The sequence below is a fragment of the Streptomyces sp. PA03-3a genome, assembly GCF_033792735.1.
Taxonomy (GTDB): Bacteria; Actinomycetota; Actinomycetes; order Streptomycetales; family Streptomycetaceae; genus Actinacidiphila.
This window is the reverse complement of the sequence record NZ_JARAVM010000011.1, coordinates 111,962-128,471: the sequence shown is the minus strand read 5'-3', so window position 1 is coordinate 128,471 and position 16,510 is coordinate 111,962. Positions and strand designations below refer to the sequence as shown.

At 72.9% G+C, this 16,510-nt stretch carries 13 protein-coding genes; 11 read left to right on the top strand and 2 right to left on the bottom strand.

Features of this window, described 5'->3' with window-relative positions; all coding sequences use genetic code 11:
• Nucleotide 1 precedes the first annotated feature (1 nt).
• On the top strand, nt 2-1,117 hold the full coding sequence (locus PV342_RS15875) for a hypothetical protein (RefSeq protein ID WP_500317530.1): 1,116 nt from the start codon (nt 2-4) through the stop codon (nt 1,115-1,117).
• Nucleotides 1,118-1,147: 30 nt separating this feature from the next.
• On the opposite strand, the gene PV342_RS15870 is transcribed toward PV342_RS15875, so the two are convergent.
• Entirely contained in the window at nt 1,148-2,779 is a 1,632-nt protein-coding gene (locus tag PV342_RS15870) for a SecDF P1 head subdomain-containing protein (protein WP_500317529.1), read from the bottom strand.
• A gap of 206 nt (nt 2,780-2,985) precedes the next feature.
• On the opposite strand from PV342_RS15870, the gene PV342_RS15865 reads away from it, so the two are divergent.
• The 8 genes from PV342_RS15865 to PV342_RS15830 all read left to right on the top strand — a co-directional run bounded on the left by PV342_RS15865 (nt 2,986) and on the right by PV342_RS15830 (nt 13,168).
• Nucleotides 2,986-4,548 (top strand): glycosyltransferase, encoded by a 1,563-nt coding sequence (locus tag PV342_RS15865; RefSeq protein WP_500317527.1) that lies wholly within the window; start codon nt 2,986-2,988, stop codon nt 4,546-4,548.
• 289 nt (nt 4,549-4,837) lie between these two features.
• On the top strand, nt 4,838-6,040 hold the full coding sequence (locus PV342_RS15860) for a M20 family metallopeptidase (RefSeq protein ID WP_400799273.1): 1,203 nt from the start codon (nt 4,838-4,840) through the stop codon (nt 6,038-6,040).
• 154 nt (nt 6,041-6,194) lie between these two features.
• Nucleotides 6,195-7,250 carry a BMP family lipoprotein gene (locus PV342_RS15855; RefSeq protein WP_386991570.1) on the top strand — a complete coding sequence of 352 codons (1,056 nt, stop codon included), beginning with the start codon at nt 6,195-6,197 and terminating at the stop codon, nt 7,248-7,250.
• 257 nt (nt 7,251-7,507) lie between these two features.
• The gene (locus tag PV342_RS15850; protein WP_400798976.1) at nt 7,508-9,058 is read left to right on the top strand and encodes an ABC transporter ATP-binding protein; all 1,551 of its coding nucleotides are present in this window, start codon (nt 7,508-7,510) and stop codon (nt 9,056-9,058) included.
• Nucleotides 9,055-10,170, top strand: coding sequence for an ABC transporter permease (locus PV342_RS15845; RefSeq protein ID WP_386991574.1), 1,116 nt, complete (start codon nt 9,055-9,057; stop codon nt 10,168-10,170). Before PV342_RS15850 ends, PV342_RS15845 begins: the two co-directional genes overlap by 4 nt.
• Nucleotides 10,167-11,456: an ABC transporter permease gene (locus tag PV342_RS15840; protein WP_018561289.1), complete on the top strand. Its 1,290-nt coding sequence runs from the start codon at nt 10,167-10,169 to the stop codon at nt 11,454-11,456. The genes PV342_RS15845 and PV342_RS15840 overlap by 4 nt, the downstream gene beginning before the upstream one ends.
• On the top strand, nt 11,453-11,875 hold the full coding sequence (locus PV342_RS15835) for a cytidine deaminase (RefSeq protein WP_360998601.1): 423 nt from the start codon (nt 11,453-11,455) through the stop codon (nt 11,873-11,875). The genes PV342_RS15840 and PV342_RS15835 overlap by 4 nt, the downstream gene beginning before the upstream one ends.
• A 15-nt stretch (nt 11,876-11,890) precedes the next feature.
• Nucleotides 11,891-13,168, top strand: coding sequence for a thymidine phosphorylase (locus PV342_RS15830; protein ID WP_360998599.1), 1,278 nt, complete (start codon nt 11,891-11,893; stop codon nt 13,166-13,168).
• Nucleotides 13,169-13,262: 94 nt separating this feature from the next.
• Here the strand turns inward: PV342_RS15830 and PV342_RS15825 are convergent, their stop codons facing one another.
• Entirely contained in the window at nt 13,263-14,561 is a 1,299-nt protein-coding gene (locus PV342_RS15825; protein WP_400798971.1) for an MFS transporter, read from the bottom strand.
• A gap of 63 nt (nt 14,562-14,624) precedes the next feature.
• On the opposite strand from PV342_RS15825, the gene PV342_RS15820 reads away from it, so the two are divergent.
• The gene (locus PV342_RS15820; RefSeq protein ID WP_500317525.1) at nt 14,625-15,605 is read left to right on the top strand and encodes a LysR substrate-binding domain-containing protein; all 981 of its coding nucleotides are present in this window, start codon (nt 14,625-14,627) and stop codon (nt 15,603-15,605) included.
• A 62-nt stretch (nt 15,606-15,667) separates the two neighbouring features.
• Nucleotides 15,668-16,507, top strand: coding sequence for an aminoglycoside phosphotransferase (locus PV342_RS15815; protein ID WP_400798966.1), 840 nt, complete (start codon nt 15,668-15,670; stop codon nt 16,505-16,507).
• Nucleotides 16,508-16,510 lie beyond the last annotated feature (3 nt).

Below are 16,510 nucleotides of genomic sequence, written 5' to 3'. Positions count from 1 at the left end.
CATGGGCGACAGCGGCACTCTGGCACTCGTAGAGAGCCCCGTTCAGCTGCTCAACGTGCTGGAGTGGGCGCATGTTCACCCGCCCGCGGTGCCCACACCGCGGCCCGGGACGGCGAAGGCCGTCCCGGGCCCGGTGACGCCCGGGCGGCCGCTCACCATCGTCGCCCTCGCTCCGCGTGACCCCATGACGCGAGGTCAGCTCCGCCGCATGGCGGAACTGGCGATGGACGAGGGCATCACCGTGCGCTGGTGCGAGGCCCGCTCCTCCCGGGGCTCGCTGCTGCGCACCGCCGCCGAACTGACCCCGGCCCTGCGGGCCGCGGGACGGGTCGTCCTCGGTGATCCCTTCTCCCGGCTGGTGCAGGTGCTCCTGCCGCTGAGCCGGACGAAGGAGATCACCGTCGTGGACGACGGCACGGCGACCATGGAGTTCACCGAACTCCTCGCCAAGGGTGCCCGGCTCGTCCGGTGGCACCGCAGCGGCCGCCGGCTGTCGCCGGCGGACGCGGCCTTCGGCGTCTTCGCCTCTGCCGCCCGGCGCCGCCTCACCCCAGGCGCCGGGCGGCGCGTCGAGCTGTTCAGCTCGATGCCCGCCTCACCTCCCCCCGGGATGGTGCTGCGGGCGAACCGCTTCGCCTGGACCCGGGCGCGGTTCGGCCCGCCCACCATCAGCGCCGGCACCGACATCGTCGGCACCTCCCTGGTGGAGACCGGGGTGGTCGACCCCGAGCGCTATCTGACCGCCGTCGCCGCCCTGACCAGGGCGCACGGCGCCACCCGCTACTTCGCGCACCGCCGGGAGAGCGCCGACAAACTCCACCGGCTGACCGCGGAGACCGGACTGCAGATCGTGCGGCCCGACCTGCCGCTGGAACTGATCGCCCGCCGCGGCCCGATCGGCCACACGGTCCTGAGCTTCCCCTCCACGGTCGTGCACACCCTGCCGCTCGCCCTGGAGGGCACCGGTGTCCGGATCACTGTCTGCGACGTCGATCCGGAGTGGCTGACCGACCGGGCCTCGCCGCGGGCCCAGAGCTTCCTGTCCGGGATCACGGGCAGCGCCCGCGACCTGCACGGTCTGGCCTCGGTGGCCTCGGGCACGGCCGCGGCCGACTGAGGCCGGCCCGCCGGCCGGGCCGGCCGGGGCTCAGTGCGTCACGGAGGTGACCCGCATCTCCGTCGGCAGGCTGCCGCCGCTCAACTGGGCGGCCAGCCGGCCGGCGGAGCTGCGGGTGTAGGTGCCGGTGATCACGGCGGTGCCGCCGGTGATGGCCGAGTTGACCAGCGGTGCCGAGAGCACCGTGCCGTCCAGCACCATCGCGCACTGGTTCGCCGGGCTCAGCTGCGCGGCGAGGCGCCCGGTGAGGTCGGCGAACTTCCGCGCGCCGCCGCTGTCGAAGGTCAGCCGGATCTGCCACCCGGTGGTGCTCCGTGTGTCCAGCACGGCTTCCGCGTCACTGATCTCGGTGCCGCTCAGGGCGGCCGGGCCGAGCAGATACTTCGCCCAGGCGCCGCTCTCGGCCCGCTCGGCGCAGGCCACGGCCCACCGTGTGCCGCCCTGCTGGTGGTCGACCCGATGGGAGGGCACCGAGCAGTCCAGGGCCGCGTACTCCGCGCCGCCGGGCACCGGGCCGGAACGGTCTCCGGGCCCGGACGGTGGCGCGGACGCGCCGCCGCCGGACGGCTCCACCAGCACCACCGGCCGGAAGACCAGGACCGCGGGCTTCCCCAGCGAGGCGATGGCCCGCTCGTTCCCCCCGCGCAGGGAGACGGTGACCCGCCCGCCGGCCGCCTCCACGGTGACGTCCTCGTAGCCGAAGCCCTCGGCACGCCGCCCCATGAGGTCGTCGGCCAGCCGGCGGACCAGCCCGGCCGTGTCGAAGGGCACCGCGGGAGGCTCCTGCCCGGAGCCCGGTTCCTGGCCCTCCGGGGTGAGCCGCATCGCGAAGGACCACGAGGTGACCTCGTCACCCGCCCCCACGAAGGGCCGGTAGCCGCTGTAGACGACCAGGTTCGCGTCACCGCCCACGGAGGACTGCGGCAGCCCCGCCGCCCCCGGATCGCGGGGCGGCTCCTGCGCGGAGGAGCGGAAGGCCTCACGGGTCAGCTGCTCGCGGATGGCCCTCCACGCCGCGTTGCGCTGCTCCCAGGTGAGCAGCCACGGCCAGCCGACCAGCAGCACCAGCGTCAGCAGGAAGGTCACCACCGGTCCGGCGCTCGGCCAGAACGGCACCAGCGCACTCAGCCAGGAGGCCGCCAGCAGGACGGCGAGCTGCACCGCCAGGGCCCGCAGCACCACCATGACGGCCGGGTCGCGCTGCCCCTCCCGGGGCCGGCGCCGCCTCGGCACCGCCGGGCCCGTCTGCGCGCCGCCCCCGGGAAGGAAGGAGATGGCGAACCAGTAGGCGAGCGTGGCCACCGGGGAGACCAGCAGCGACAGGACGAAGGCGGCGCCGACGGCCAGATCCCGTTTGCGCAGGTCGCGCAAGGTCTGCTCGGCGTGGGCGCCGACGCGGTCGAGGTCGACGCCGTAGGACGGGGCGCAGGCCCGGTAGCGCTCGTGCCGCAGCTCGTGCACCACCCGGCGCGCGAAGCTCTCGTCCAGGCGCGCCCCCGCGCACATGTACCGGGTCGACGCGCTCCAGTCCTCCTCGGCCCCGTACGGCACCGCGGACGCCCCCCGCGGCGGCACCGCGGCCGTGCCCCCGTCGTCCGCGCCGTACGCCTCCGTGTCCCCGGTGGCCCCCGTGTTCCCGGCGCCCGGGTATCGCGATGTCACACGCCCCACCCCATTTCCCCTCGTCACACCAGTCTGGTGGCCGGTGACGAGCTCCCGAAAGGCGCGGCAAAGGAGAAAACCGGCCGCGCCGGGGCGTGTTGAAGTGCGGGGGCGCGCAAGAGCGCGCGGACCGGCGGCCGGTGGCGTTCCGCTCTCCGCAAGATCCACTTCACCGAGCGGTCACCCGAACCCGGTTGTCTTGATCCATGGCAACGGCACCGAGGTCCGCGCCGCGCATCGCGGTCCTCGCGGACAGCGCGCTCGACGGTGACTCCCGGGCGCACCGTGTGGCGGCGGCGGCGGTCGCCGCCGGGTACGAGGTCACGCTCATCGGCCGTGCCGCCGAGGGGCCCGCCGGCGCGACCTGCACCGCGCCCGCCGGCGTGCGGCTGCTCCGCGTCACCGTCGCCGAGACGCTCCACCGCAGGCGGCTGCAGCGCCCCCGTCCGGGCGCGCGGCACGTCCTCGCCTACCGCAGCGCCGATGCGCACGCCTTCCGCAACGCGCTGCTCGCCGCCCACGCGGCCCTGCTGGCCTCCCGCGGCGCCGAGCTGGACGTGATCCACCGCCCTTTACCGGTGAAGGCCGGAGCCCGCCTCCTGCACGCGGGCAGCCGGTTCCGGCACGTGCTGTGCCGGGCCTGGACGGCGCTGCGCTCGGCGCAGTACCGCGCCGCGGTCCGCCGCCGCTCCGTCCCCGGCGGAGCCCTCGAGAGCGCCGCCGCCACCGCGACCCGGCTGCTGCTCGGCAAGCGCTGCTGGCGCCGGCTCGACCCGCTCCTGCTCGACCTGGAGATCGCCTACGGCCCGGTCCTCGACGAACTGCGCCCGCACCTCGTGCACGCCCTGGGCCACCGCACCCTGGGCACCGCCGTGCGGGCCGCGATGCGCGCCGAGGGAAGCGGCCACCGGGTGGAGGTGGTCTGGGACACCACCGCCGAGGCCGAGCCCTCCCGCCGCGCCGCCGTCGCCCGCGACGCCCACGAGCGCAGCTACGCGCCGCTCACCGACGGCGTCGTCACCGTCGCCGACACCTACGCCGACCGCCTCCGCGAGCGCCACGGGCTGCCCACGCGCCCCGCGGTGGCCCGCAACACCCCGCCGTACGAGCCGCTGCCCTCCCCGCCGCCGTCCGGGGTCCGCGACCGCTGCCGCCTCGCCCCCGAGGTCCCGCTGCTGGTCCACAGCGGCTCCGCCGGCCCCGCCCGCGGCCTGCTCACCGTCGTCGACGCGCTGCCCAGGCTCTACGACCTGCACGCCGCACTGATCGTGCCCGACCCCGAGGACGCCTGGATCGGCACCCTCGCCGGCCGCGCGGCCGAGTTGGGCGTGGCCCGCCGGCTGCACGTGCTGCCGTACGTGCCGCCCGCCGAGATCCCGCGCTTCCTGTCCTCGGCGGACATCGGCGTGCTGCCCGTGCACCGGCTCCCCGACCGGCAGGTCGCGCTCCCGGCCCGCTACTTCGAGTACGCGCACGCCCGGCTGCCCGTGGTGGTCAGCGACGTCCGCGTGCTGGCCCGCCCGACCCTGGAGATCGGCAACGGCGAGGTCTTCCGCTGCGGGGACACCGCCGACTTCGTCCGGGCCGTCGGCGCCGTGCTCACCAACCCGCGCCGCTACCGCAAGGCGTACGAACGCGGGGACGTGCTGCGCGAGTGGTCCTGGCAGAAGCAGGCCGAGCCGCTCGTCGACCTCTACGCGCGCCTCCTGGGCCCGCGCCGCCCCTCCCCGGAGCTGTCCGCCTCCGACGCCCCCGTCGCCCTGGTCTGAACCGCCCCGGCCAAGGGGGTCCGCCGCCCTCGGCGCTTCCCGCCAGGGCCGTTCCGGGCCGCTCACAGAGCGTTGCCTCGCGGCCGGGCGATCGTTGGGCCACTATGGAGTGGCGAGGGATAAACCAGGTTCTTACCCCTGTACGGGGCGGGGTACGCGCCGAACGGGGGAGTTTTTCTTCCTCGCGCGGCATGAAATTACGGCGATCCAGCGATCAGGAGTACAGATGCGGTCTAGCCTGTCGGAGGTGAACGACTCAGCCTCCGAACCCTCCGAAAATCCCGTGCCAGTGGCGCCCGTGGTTCCCGCCGCACCCGAAGGTGCGCTGCTGGGGGTGGTGCCCGAGCGGCTGCGGGCCGAACTCGTGGCGTTCCGGCGGGACCTGCACATGAACCCCGAGCTGGGCCGGCAGGAGTTCCGTACCACCGCCGCGGTCAAGGCGCGCCTGGAGCAGGCCGGTCTCAAGCCCCGTGTGATGCCCGGCGGCACCGGGCTGCTGTGCGACATCGGCGCCACCGACCCCGAGCGTCCGCGGCTGGCGCTGCGCGCGGATCTGGACGCGCTCCCGATCCCGGACACCAAGCGCGTGGAGTACCGCTCGACCGTGCCCGGCCGGGCGCACGCCTGCGGCCACGACGTGCACACCACGGTGGTGCTCGGCGCCGGCCTGGTACTGGCGGCGCTGGAGCGCGAGGGCAAGCTGAGGCGTCCGGTGCGGCTGGTGTTCCAGCCGGCCGAGGAGGTCATGCCGGGCGGCGCGCTGGACGCCATCAAGGCGAAGGCGCTGGACGGCGTGGGCCGGATCCTGGCCCTGCACTGCGACCCGAAGGTCGAGGTCGGGCGGATCGGGCTGCGGCAGGGGCCGATCACCTCCGCCGTGGACCGGCTGGAGCTCTCCCTGGACGGCGCGGGCGGCCACACGGCCCGCCCCCACCTCACCACCGACCTGGTCACGGCCGCCGCCAAGATGGCCACCGAGCTGCCGGCCGTGCTGGCCCGCCGGATCGACCCCCGTGCCGGGATGAGCATCGTGTGGGGCCGCATCGAGGCCGGCCACGCCGCCAACGTCATCCCGCAGCACGCCGAGCTGGAGGGCACGGTCCGCTGCCTGGACCTGAACGCCTGGCACGAGGCCCCCGACCTGGTCCACGAGGTGATCGACCAGGTGGCCGCGATGTACCGGGCGAAGTGGGAGCTGACCTACCACCGCGGGGTGCCGCCGGTGGTGAACGAGGCGGACTCGACCGAGCTGCTGCGCGACGCCATGACGGCCCGTTACGGCGCGCACACGGTCGAGGACACGGAGCAGAGCCTCGGCGGCGAGGACTTCTCCTGGTACCTGGAGCAGGTTCCGGGCGCGCTGGCGAGGTTGGGCGTACGGCCCGTTGGGGACACGTCAAAGCGTGATCTGCATCAAGGTGACTTCGACGTCGACGAGGGCGCGATCAAGGTCGGCGTGGAGCTCTTCACCTCCGCTGCGCTGCTGGCATGACGGTGGGTGACCCGGCCGACACGGCCGGGTCACCTGGCCGAAATGCGACGATCCGATAACGGGCGGCCAACCCCCCTTTACCTGACATCTACGCGCGTTAAGCTCCGGTTAAGCCAGCGCCGGACGGGGCGCTCAGAGTTGAAGGGGTACCCTCTTGCGCCGGGTAACCAAGATCGCCGCCGCGGGTATAGCCTCCGCGGCTCTCGCGCTCACTGCGACCGCTTGCGGCAGCAGCTCCAAGGACAGTGACACCACCAGCGGCGGCAGCGACAGCAGCAAGCTGAAGGTCGGCGTCGCCTACGACGTGGGTGGCCGTGGTGACCACTCGTTCAACGACTCCGCCGCCGCGGGCCTGGACAAGGCGAAGGCCGACTTCGGTGTCGAGGTGAAGGAGCTGACCGCCAAGACCTCGGACACCGAGGCCGACCGCGAGCAGCGCCTGGAGGACCTGGCCGACGCGGGTTACAACCCGGTCATCGGTGTCGGCTTCGCGTACGCCGACTCCATCACGGCCGCGGCCAAGAAGTACCCCAAGACGACCTTCGCGATCGTCGACTCGGTCGTCGACGCCAAGAACGTCGACAGCATCGTCTTCACCGAGGAGCAGAGCTCCTACCTCGCCGGTGTCGCCGCCGCCCTGAAGACCAAGGACAACAAGGTCGGCTTCATCGGTGGCGTGGACATCCCGCTGATCAACAAGTTCGAGGCCGGTTTCCGCCAGGGCGTGGCGGAGACCAACCCGAAGGTCAAGGTCACCACCCAGTACCTGACCCCCGGCTCGGACATCTCCGGCTTCTCCGACCCCGCCAAGGGCAAGGCCGCCGCGCAGGGCATGCTGGACAACGGCATCGACGTGATCTACTCGGCCGCCGGCTCCTCCGGCAACGGCGCCATCGAGGCCGTCGCCGGCAAGTCCGGCGCCTGGGCGATCGGTGTCGACTCCGACCAGCACGAGCAGCCGGGTCTGGCCAAGTACAAGGACTCGATCCTGACCTCCGCGCTGAAGAACGTGAACGTCGCGGTCTACGAGGCGGTCAAGTCGGTCAAGGACGGTACCCCGCTGACCGGCACCAACGCCTACGACCTGGCCAAGGACGGTGTCGGCCTGTCCACCAGCGGTGGCTTCATCGACGACATCAAGTCCCAGCTGGACGAGGCCAAGACCAAGATCGTGAGCGGCGACATCAAGGTCAAGACGACCGTCAAGTGACGTCCGGTCTCTCATGAGCGCCGGGCGCGAGGCTCGGGAGGGGACAGCCCAGGCTCCCCCCTTCCCGGGCCTCGCGCCTGCGTTCAGCCGGGTGTCGCGCACGCGGTATCCGTTGTGACTCATCCCCTTATGGATCTGGCAACGCTACGCGTGTAGAGGCCCCTCCTCGCGATACGTTCGCCACACCCCGCCCACCCCGCTCTTTTCCGCGAGGAGAGTGCGCCATCGACGCGTCCAGCCCCCCCAGCCAGAATGCCGTGGAGCTCCGCGGCATCACCAAGCGATTCCCAGGCGTCGTGGCCAACCACGACATCGACATCACGGTTCGCCGTGGCACGGTGCACGCCCTCGTGGGCGAGAACGGCGCCGGCAAGTCGACGCTGATGAAGATCCTCTACGGCATGCAGAAGCCGGACGAGGGCACCATCACCGTCGACGGCGAGCGGGTGACCTTCCACGACCCGGGCGACGCCATCGCCCGCGGCATCGGCATGGTGCACCAGCACTTCATGCTCGCCGACAACCTCACCGTCCTCGAGAACGTCGTCCTCGGCAGCGAGAAGCTGTACGGCATCGGCGGCAGGGCCCGGGCGAAGATCAAGGAGATCTCGGACGCCTACGGCCTCGGGGTGCGCCCGGACGTCCTGGTGGAGGACCTCGGTGTCGCCGACCGTCAGCGCGTCGAGATCCTGAAGGTCCTCTTCCGCGGCGCCCGTACGCTGATCCTCGACGAGCCGACCGCGGTCCTCGTACCGCAGGAGGTCGACGCGCTCTTCGACAACCTGCGCGAGCTCAAGGCCGAGGGCCTGACGGTCATCTTCATCTCCCACAAGCTGGGCGAGGTGCTCTCCGTCGCCGACGCGATCACCGTCATCCGGCGGGGCACCACGGTCGGTTCCGCCGACCCGGCGACCACGACCCCCAAGCAGCTCGCGGAGCTGATGGTCGGCAGCGAGCTGCCGTCCCCCGAGACCCGCGAGTCGACGGTCACCGACGCCCCGATGCTCACCGTCGACGGTCTGCACCTGTCGGAGACCGACCTGGAGGGCATCGAACGCGTCGTCCTGGACCGGATCTCCTTCACCATCCACAAGGGCGAGGTCCTCGGCATCGCGGGTGTCGAGGGCAACGGCCAGGCGGAACTGGTCGAGGCGATCATGGGCATCCTGCCGCCCGACGCGGGCCGGATCGGCCTCGACGGCGACGAGATCACCCAGATGCCGACGCGCAGGCGCCGCGAGGGCGGCATCGGCTACATCCCCGAGGACCGGCACCGGCACGGCCTGCTGCTGGAGGCCCCGCTCTGGGAGAACCGCATCCTGGGCCACGTCACCGAGTCGCCCAACAGCAAGGGCGGCTTCCTCGACCCGGCCGCGGCCCGCCGCGACACCGAGCGGATCGTGCGCGAGTACGACGTCCGCACCCCCGGCATCGAGGTGACCGCCGCGTCCCTGTCCGGCGGCAACCAGCAGAAGCTGATCGTCGGCCGCGAGATGAGCCACCGGCCCAAGCTGCTGATCGCCGCGCACCCCACCCGGGGCGTGGACGTCGGTGCCCAGGCCCAGATCTGGGACCAGATCCGCGAGGCCCGGCGTGAGGGCCTGGCCGTGCTGCTGATCTCCGCCGACCTGGACGAGCTGATCGGCCTGTCCGACACCCTGCGCGTCATGTACCGCGGCCGCCTGGTCGCCGACGCCGACCCCGCCACCATCACCCCGGAGGAGCTGGGCTCCGCGATGACCGGCGCGGCCGCCGGCCATCTCGAGCACGAGGACGGCGACACCGGCCACGGGGGAGAGGACCGATGAAGAAGATCGACAAGGAGCGGGTGCTCCTCGGCATCGCCGCCCCCGTGCTGGCGCTCGTGGCCGCGTTCGTGATCACGGCGCTGGTGCTGCTCGCCACGGGCAAGGAGCCGTTCGGCGCCTTCGGGACGATGTTCGACTACGGCTTCAAGAGCGACAGCCAGGTCGAGATCATCAACAAGGCGACCACGTACTACATCGCGGGCATCGCGGTCGCCGTCGGCTTCCGCATGAACCTGTTCAACATCGGCGTCGAGGGCCAGTACCGCCTGGGCGCCTTCTTCGCCGCGGCCGTCGGCGGCGCGGTGTCGCTGCCGGGCTTCCTGCAGATCCCGCTGATCATCGTGGTCGCCATGACCGTCGGCGCCATGTGGGCCGGTATCGCGGGTGTGCTGAAGACCTCGCGCGGGGTCAGCGAGGTCATCGCGACGATCATGCTGAACGCGATCGCCCTGTCCATCGTCGGCTACCTGCTCAAGGACGGCCGGCTCGGCCACCTCGACACGGCGGGCACCTCGGTGTCGACCACGCCGCTGCCCTCCTCCGGCCATCTGTTCAACTTCGACATGGGCGAGGACATCGGCCAGATCTACGGCTTCGTCGTGCTCGCCGTGATCATCGGCGTCGGCTACTGGTTCGTGCTGGGCCGCACCCGCTTCGGCTTCGACCTGCGCAGCGTCGGCCTGTCCGAGAGCGCCGCCACCGCCAGCGGCGTCAGCGTCAAGCGCATGGTGGTCACCAGCATGCTGATCTCCGGCGGCCTGGCCGGTCTCACCGGCCTGCCGCTGCTGCTGAACGACACCCACGCCTACGGCGCCGACCTCTTCCCGGCCGGCATCGGCTTCACCGGCATCTCGGTGGCCCTGCTCGGCCGCAACAACCCGGTCGGCGTCGCGCTGGCCGCGCTGCTGTGGGGCTTCCTGGAGCGCGGCTCGGGCCGCCTGGAGTTCGAGGGCTACGACAAGGAGATCGTCGGCGTGATGCAGGGCGTCATCGTCCTGAGCGTCGTCATCGCCTACGAGGTGGTCCGCCGCTACGGCCTCAAGCGCCAGCAGCAGAAGGTCGGCGAGGAGCTCGCCGCCCAGGCCCGCACCAAGAAGGAGGTGACGGCGTGACCGCCACGACGACCCAGACCCCGCCGCCCGCGGCTCCCAAGGCCGCAGGGGCCAAGGGCCGCAAGGGCCGCCTCTCCTTCCCGGTGATCCTGCTGATCATCGCCGCCGCGATCGCGCTGGTGTCGGTGGTGCGGATCATCACCGGCCAGGACCAGCTCACCGCGCAGGGCCAGATCACCGCGGCGCTCGGCCTCGCCGTGCCGATCGGCCTGGCCGGTCTGGCCGGCCTGTGGTCCGAGCGGTCCGGCGTGGTCAACATCGGCCTCGAGGGCATGATGATCCTCGGCACCTTCTTCGGTGCCTGGGCCGGCTGGCAGACCAACCCGTGGGTCGGCGTCCTCGCCGGCGTCGTCGGCGGTGCGCTCGGCGGCCTGATCCACGCGATCGCCACCGTCACCTTCGGCGTCGACCACATCATCTCCGGTGTGGCCATCAACATCCTGGCGCTCGGTGCCACCCAGTACCTCGCCAAGCTGTGGTTCTCCACCGGCGACGCGGCCACCAAGGGCGGCAACCCCAAGCAGTCCCCGCCGGTCGACCCCCTGCCGTCCTTCGACGTCCCGGGGCTGTCCGACGGGCTGTCGAGCATCGAGAAGCACGGCTGGTTCTTCGTCTCCGACCTCGCCGGCGTCCTCGGCGGCCTGGTCACCGACGTGTCCGCGCTGACGCTCGTCGCGGTGGTGCTCTTCGTCGGCAGCTTCTTCCTGCTGTGGCGCAGCCCGTTCGGCCTGCGGCTGCGCTCCTGCGGCGAGAACCCGGTCGCGGCCGAGTCGCTCGGCGTCAACGTGTACCTGTACAAGTACATCGCCGTGATCGCCTCCGGCGGTCTCGCCGGCCTCGGCGGCGCCTTCCTGGCGATGGTGCCCACGCACATCTACCTCGAGGGCCAGACCGGCGGCCGCGGCTACATCGGCCTCGCCGCGATGATCTTCGGTAACTGGCGCGTCGGCGGCCTGGCCACCGGCGCCGGCCTCTTCGGCTACTCCGACGCGCTGCAGCTGCGCAACGGCGGTCCGACGGTGCACGCGCTGCTGCTGCTCCTGGTGGTCCTGCTGGTGCTGCTGGCGGCCTGGAAGCTGTGGAAGCGGAGCTTCTGGCAGGGTGGTGTCAGCCTCGTCGTCGGCGCGCTGGTGCTGGCCTGGTACCTGCTCACCGACGAGGTGCCCAGCGAGTTCGTGGGTGCGACCCCGTACGTCGTCACCCTGCTGGTGCTCTCCCTGTCGGCACAACGTCTGCGGATGCCCAAGGCTGACGGTATGAGGTACCGGAAGGGTCAGGGCAAGTGAGCGACACCGCGGGCCGGGTCGGCGTCGACGACGTCGACTGGGAAGGCCTGCGGGCGCAGGCCCGGGACGCCATGTCCCGGGCCTACGTCCCGTACTCGCAATTCCCCGTCGGCGCGGCCGCGCTGGTGGACGACGGGCGGGTCATCTCGGCGTGCAACGTGGAGAACGCCAGCTACGGCCTCGGCCTGTGCGCCGAGTGCGGCCTGGTGTCGACCCTGCACGCCACCGGGGGCGGCCGGCTCGTCGCCTTCACCTGCGTCGACCGCAAGGGCGACCAGCTGATGCCGTGCGGTCGCTGCCGTCAGCTGCTGTGGGAGCACGGCGGCCCCGAACTGCTGGTGGAGATGTCCGACGGCATCCGCACGATGCGCGACGTCCTCCCCGACGCGTTCGGCCCGGACGACCTGATCAATCGCTAAGAAGGTACGTGAATCATGGACGCGATTTCCGTCATCCGCACCAAGCGCGACGGCGGCCGCCTCGGCGACGACCAGATCGACTGGGTCATCGACGCCTACACCAGGGGTGAGGTCGCCGACGAGCAGATGTCCGCGCTCGCGATGGCGATCCTGCTCAACGGCATGGACCGGGCCGAGATCGCGCGCTGGACGGCCGCGATGATCGCCAGCGGCGAGCGCATGGACTTCTCCGCGCTGCCCCGTCCGACCGCTGACAAGCACTCCACCGGTGGCGTCGGCGACAAGATCACGCTGCCGCTCGCGCCCCTGGTCGCGGCCTGCGGCGCGGCCGTCCCCCAGCTGTCCGGCCGCGGCCTCGGCCACACCGGGGGCACCCTGGACAAGCTGGAGTCCATCCCGGGCTGGCGGGCCCTGCTGTCGAACGACGAGATGCTGCGGGTCCTGGGCGACAGCGGCGCCGTCATATGCGCCGCGGGCGACGGCCTCGCCCCCGCCGACAAGAAGCTGTACGCGCTGCGCGACGTCACCGGCACCGTCGAGGCGATCCCGCTGATCGCCTCCTCGATCATGTCCAAGAAGATCGCCGAGGGCACGGGCTCGCTCGTCCTGGACGTCAAGGTCGGCTCCGGTGCCTTCATGAAGAACCTGGAGCAGGCGCGGGAACTGGCCTCCACGATGGTGGGGCTGGGCACCGACCACGGTGTGCGGACGGTGGCGCTGCTCACCGGCATGTCCACCCCGCTCGGCCTGACCGCGGGCAACGCGCTGGAGGTCCGGGAGTCCGTCGAGGTGCTGGCGGGCGGCGGCCCGGCCGACGTGGTCGAGCTGACCCTCGCCCTGGCGCGCGAGATGCTCGACGCGGCGGGCCTGAAGGACGCCGACCCGGCCAAGGCGCTCGCCGACGGCTCCGCCATGGACGTGTGGCGCCGCATGATCTCCGCCCAGGGCGGCGACCCGGACGCGGAGCTGCCCGTCGCGCGCGAGCGGCACGTCGTCACCGCCGAGCGTTCCGGTGTCCTCACCGGTCTTGACGCCTACGCCGTGGGTGTCGCCGCCTGGCGCCTCGGCGCGGGCCGGGCGCGCAAGGAGGACCCGGTGCAGGCCGGCGCGGGCGTCGAGCTGCACGCCAAGCCGGGTGCCGCGGTCACCCAGGGCCAGCCGCTGCTCACCCTGCACACCGACACCCCGGAGAAGTTCGGCTGGGCGCTGGAGGCCCTCGCCGGCGGCGTCGAGATCTCCCCGGCGGGCACGGCGTTCACGGCGGACCCGATCGTGCTGGACCGCATCGCCTGAGCGGGGCCTTCGCCCGCGACACGGAACGGGACCGGTGGACTTCCACCGGTCCCGTTCGCGTTCCGCTCCGTGAGGCCGTCCGTGAGGCCGTCCGTCAGGCCGTCCGCCGGGCCGTCCGCCGGGCCGGGACGGTGAGCCGCCGGTCCGCGACCGCGCGCCGGGTGGCGTGCAGGGTGATCCCCGCGACGCCCAGGACGGCGGCCAGGCACAGGGCGACCGTGCCGTCCCAGCCGGCGGAGTGGAAGGCGGAGGCGCCGAGGGTGCCGCCGACGCTGTTGCCGATGTAGTACGCGGTCAGATAGAGCGCGGAGGCCTGGGCGCGGCCGGTGGTGGCGGTGCGGCTGACCGCCCCGGAGGCGATGGAGTGGCCGGTGAAGAAGCCGGCCGTGATGAGGACCAGGCCGGTCAGCACGGCGGCGAGGGAGTCCGCCAGGGTGAGCAGCAGCCCGCCGGCGGCCAGCACCGCGGCGACGTACAGGGCGCCGCGCCGCCCGAGGCGGCCGTGCAGGACGCCGGAGGCGGCGGAGGCGCCGGTGCCGACCAGGTAGACCAGGAAGATGAGCCCGATCGCGGTCTGCGACAGGCCGAAGGGCTCGGCGGCGAGCCGGTAGCCCAGCACGTTGTAGACGGCGCCGAAGACCGCCATGAACAGCAGCCCGATCAGGTAGAGCCGGCGCAGCAGCGGGGTGCCCAGATGACCGGTGACCGTGCGCCACAGGGCGACGGGACTGACCGGGCCGGGACGGAAGTTGCGGGCGGCGGGGATCAGCAGGCGGAAGGCGACGGCGCACAGCACCGCCATCGCGCCGGCGGCGAACAGCGAGGCGCGCCAGCCGAAGGCCTGCGCCACGGCGCCGGTCAGGACCCGGGAGCTCATGCCGCCGATGCTGTTGCCCGCGACGTAGAGCCCGATCGCGGAGGCCACCGCCTTGGGGTGGATCTCCTCGCCGAGGTACGCCATCGCGGTCGCCGGGAGCCCTGCGAGGGCCACGCCCTGCGCGGCGCGCAGCACGACCAGGGTGGTCAGGTCCGGCGCGAACGGGATGACCAGGGCCAGTGCCGAGGCACTGAAGACTGACGCCGTCATCACGGCCGTGCGCCCGTACTTCTCGCTCAGCGCGCTCACCGGCAGCAGGGCCAGCGCCAGCGCGGCGGTGGTGGCCGAGACGGTGAGGCTGGCCTGGGCCGGGCTGAGGGACAGCCCCGTGGACAGCACCGGCAGCAGGGCCTGCGTGGAGTAGAGGAGGGCGAAGGTGGCGAGACCCGCGGCGAACAGGGCCAGGATGGCGCGGCGGTAGCCGGGCTCACCCGGTCGCAGTGTGGCGGCTGAGGGGGCGGAGGGGGCGGCGCCCGGCCGTGTCACGGTGGACGCCCCTGTATCGGCGGGAGACATGCCTTCACGCTAGGCCGGGCCCGTTTCATGCGTCCAATGCACACAGTGGTCATAATCGTTCCCATGGCGCATGAAGCGAGGTTAGCCGGATCGCTGTCGCCGTCCCGTGACGCAACAGACATGCGGGCGGAGCTGGACAGCACGTCCTGGGCGACGGTGCTGGCACCCCGGCTCGCCCAGTTCGCCGCCGTGGCGCGGCACGAGCACGTCACCCGCGCGGCGCGCGAGCTGGGGGTGCCCCAGTCCACGCTCAGCCGTGCCATGGTCCGGCTCGAACTCGACCTGGGCGTCACGCTCTTCGCCCGCCAGGGCCGTACGGTCTCGCTCACCCCCGCGGGGCGCGGCTTCCTCGCCTCCGTGGAGCGGGCGCTGGGCGAGGTGGAGCGCTCGGCCGAGTCCGTGCGCGCCGACGCCGACCCGCTGTCCGGACGGGTCGCCTTCGGCTTCCTCCACACGCTCGGCCCGGAGACCGTACCGGCCCTGCTGCGGGCCTTCCGCGCCGACCACCCGCGGATCCGCTTCCAGCTCGTGCAGAACTACGGCGAGGCGATGCTCGCCGGGCTGCGTGCGGGCCAGCTGGACCTGTGCCTGACCTCGCCGGTCCCGGACGCGCCCGACCTGGTCGTCCGGCGCCTGGACGAGCAGCGGCTGCGGCTGGTCGTCCCCGCCGACCACCGGCTCGCCTCCCGCCGCCGGGTGCGCCTGGCGGAGGCGTCCGGGGAGCTGTTCGTCAGCCTGGAAGCGGGATACGGGCTGCGGCGCATCACCGACGCCCTGTGCGCGGAGGCGGGTTTCACCCCCCGGGTGGGCTTCGAGGGCGAGGAGGCCGAGACCCTGCGCGGGCTGGTCGCCGCCGGTCTGGGGGTGGCCCTGTTGCCGCCCCCGCTCGTGCCGCGCCCCGGTGTCGTGGAGCTGACCGTCACCGCCCCGCGCGCGGTCCGGGAGATCGGGGTGGCCTGGCTCGGCGGGCACGCCGACACGGCCCCGGTCGCGGCGTTCAAGAAGTTCCTGCTCGGCAGGCGCGGGCAGCTCCTCCCCGACTGACGGCGCCGGCCGGTCCGTAACCCGGATGCGCCGGGTGCCGCCGGTCCCGGAGGATACGGGGCATGCCCCGAGCGACCGACGCGGTCCTGCCGCCGCCACGTGTCCTGGAGGCCTTCGGGCTGTCCGGCCGGCCCGAGCCGCTCGAAGGAGGACAGGGGCACAGCGTCCGGGTGGGCGACGCGGTGCTGAAACCGGGCGCCGACGCGGCGGAGACCGAATGGGCCGCGGGCCTGATGGAACGTCTGCAGGGACGCCGAGGTTTCCGGGTGCCGCGGTTCCTGCGTTCCGCGGACGGCGCTCATGTCTACGAAGGCTGGGCGGCGACCGAGTTCCTGACGGGGGAGCCGGGCCCCGCCGGGAGATGGCCCGCCCTGCTGGCCGCGGGAAGGGCTTTCCACGAGGCCCTGCACGATGTGCCGCGTCCCGCTCACCTGGACGCGCGGCGGCATCCGTGGGCGGTGGCCGATCGCCTCGCCTGGGGAGAGGCGACGGCGCGGATGCCGGCGGACGCCCGGCGGCTGGCCGCCCGGTTGGAGCGGCTCCGCGCACCGGTCGACGCGCGGGCCGGGCTCATCCACGGCGACCTGACGGGGAACGTCCTCTTCGCGGCCGGCCGGGATCCCGCGGTCATCGACTTCTCCCCGTACTGGCGACCCGCCGCGTACGCCGACGCGATCGTGGCGGTCGACGGCCTCCTCCACCACGGCGCCCCGCACCACCTGGTGGACTCGGCCGTTCCCGGCGCCGAGGGCGCACAGATGCTCCTGCGCGCCCTGATGTTCCGCCTGGCCGCGTCGGCCCTCCTGGCCGGTCCCGGCGTCGCCGCCCTGCCCGGGGACGAGCCGGCCGGGTTCACCCGGGTCGCCGAGTTCGTCGAACGGAGGGTGGGCGGGCGGCCGTGAGTC

What these genes read in the sequence shown, in the direction of transcription:
- PV342_RS15875 (WP_500317530.1), top strand. Translation starts at nt 2, where the DNA reads ATGGGCGACAGCGGCACTCTGGCACTCGTAGAGAGCCCCGTTCAGCTG.
- PV342_RS15865 (WP_500317527.1), top strand. Translation starts at nt 2,986, where the DNA reads ATGGCAACGGCACCGAGGTCCGCGCCGCGCATCGCGGTCCTCGCGGAC.
- PV342_RS15845 (WP_386991574.1), top strand. Translation starts at nt 9,055, where the DNA reads ATGAAGAAGATCGACAAGGAGCGGGTGCTCCTCGGCATCGCCGCCCCC.
- PV342_RS15830 (WP_360998599.1), top strand. Translation starts at nt 11,891, where the DNA reads ATGGACGCGATTTCCGTCATCCGCACCAAGCGCGACGGCGGCCGCCTC.
- PV342_RS15825 (WP_400798971.1), bottom strand. Translation starts at nt 14,561, where the DNA reads ATGTCTCCCGCCGATACAGGGGCGTCCACCGTGACACGGCCGGGCGCC.
- PV342_RS15820 (WP_500317525.1), top strand. Translation starts at nt 14,625, where the DNA reads ATGGCGCATGAAGCGAGGTTAGCCGGATCGCTGTCGCCGTCCCGTGAC.
- PV342_RS15815 (WP_400798966.1), top strand. Translation starts at nt 15,668, where the DNA reads ATGCCCCGAGCGACCGACGCGGTCCTGCCGCCGCCACGTGTCCTGGAG.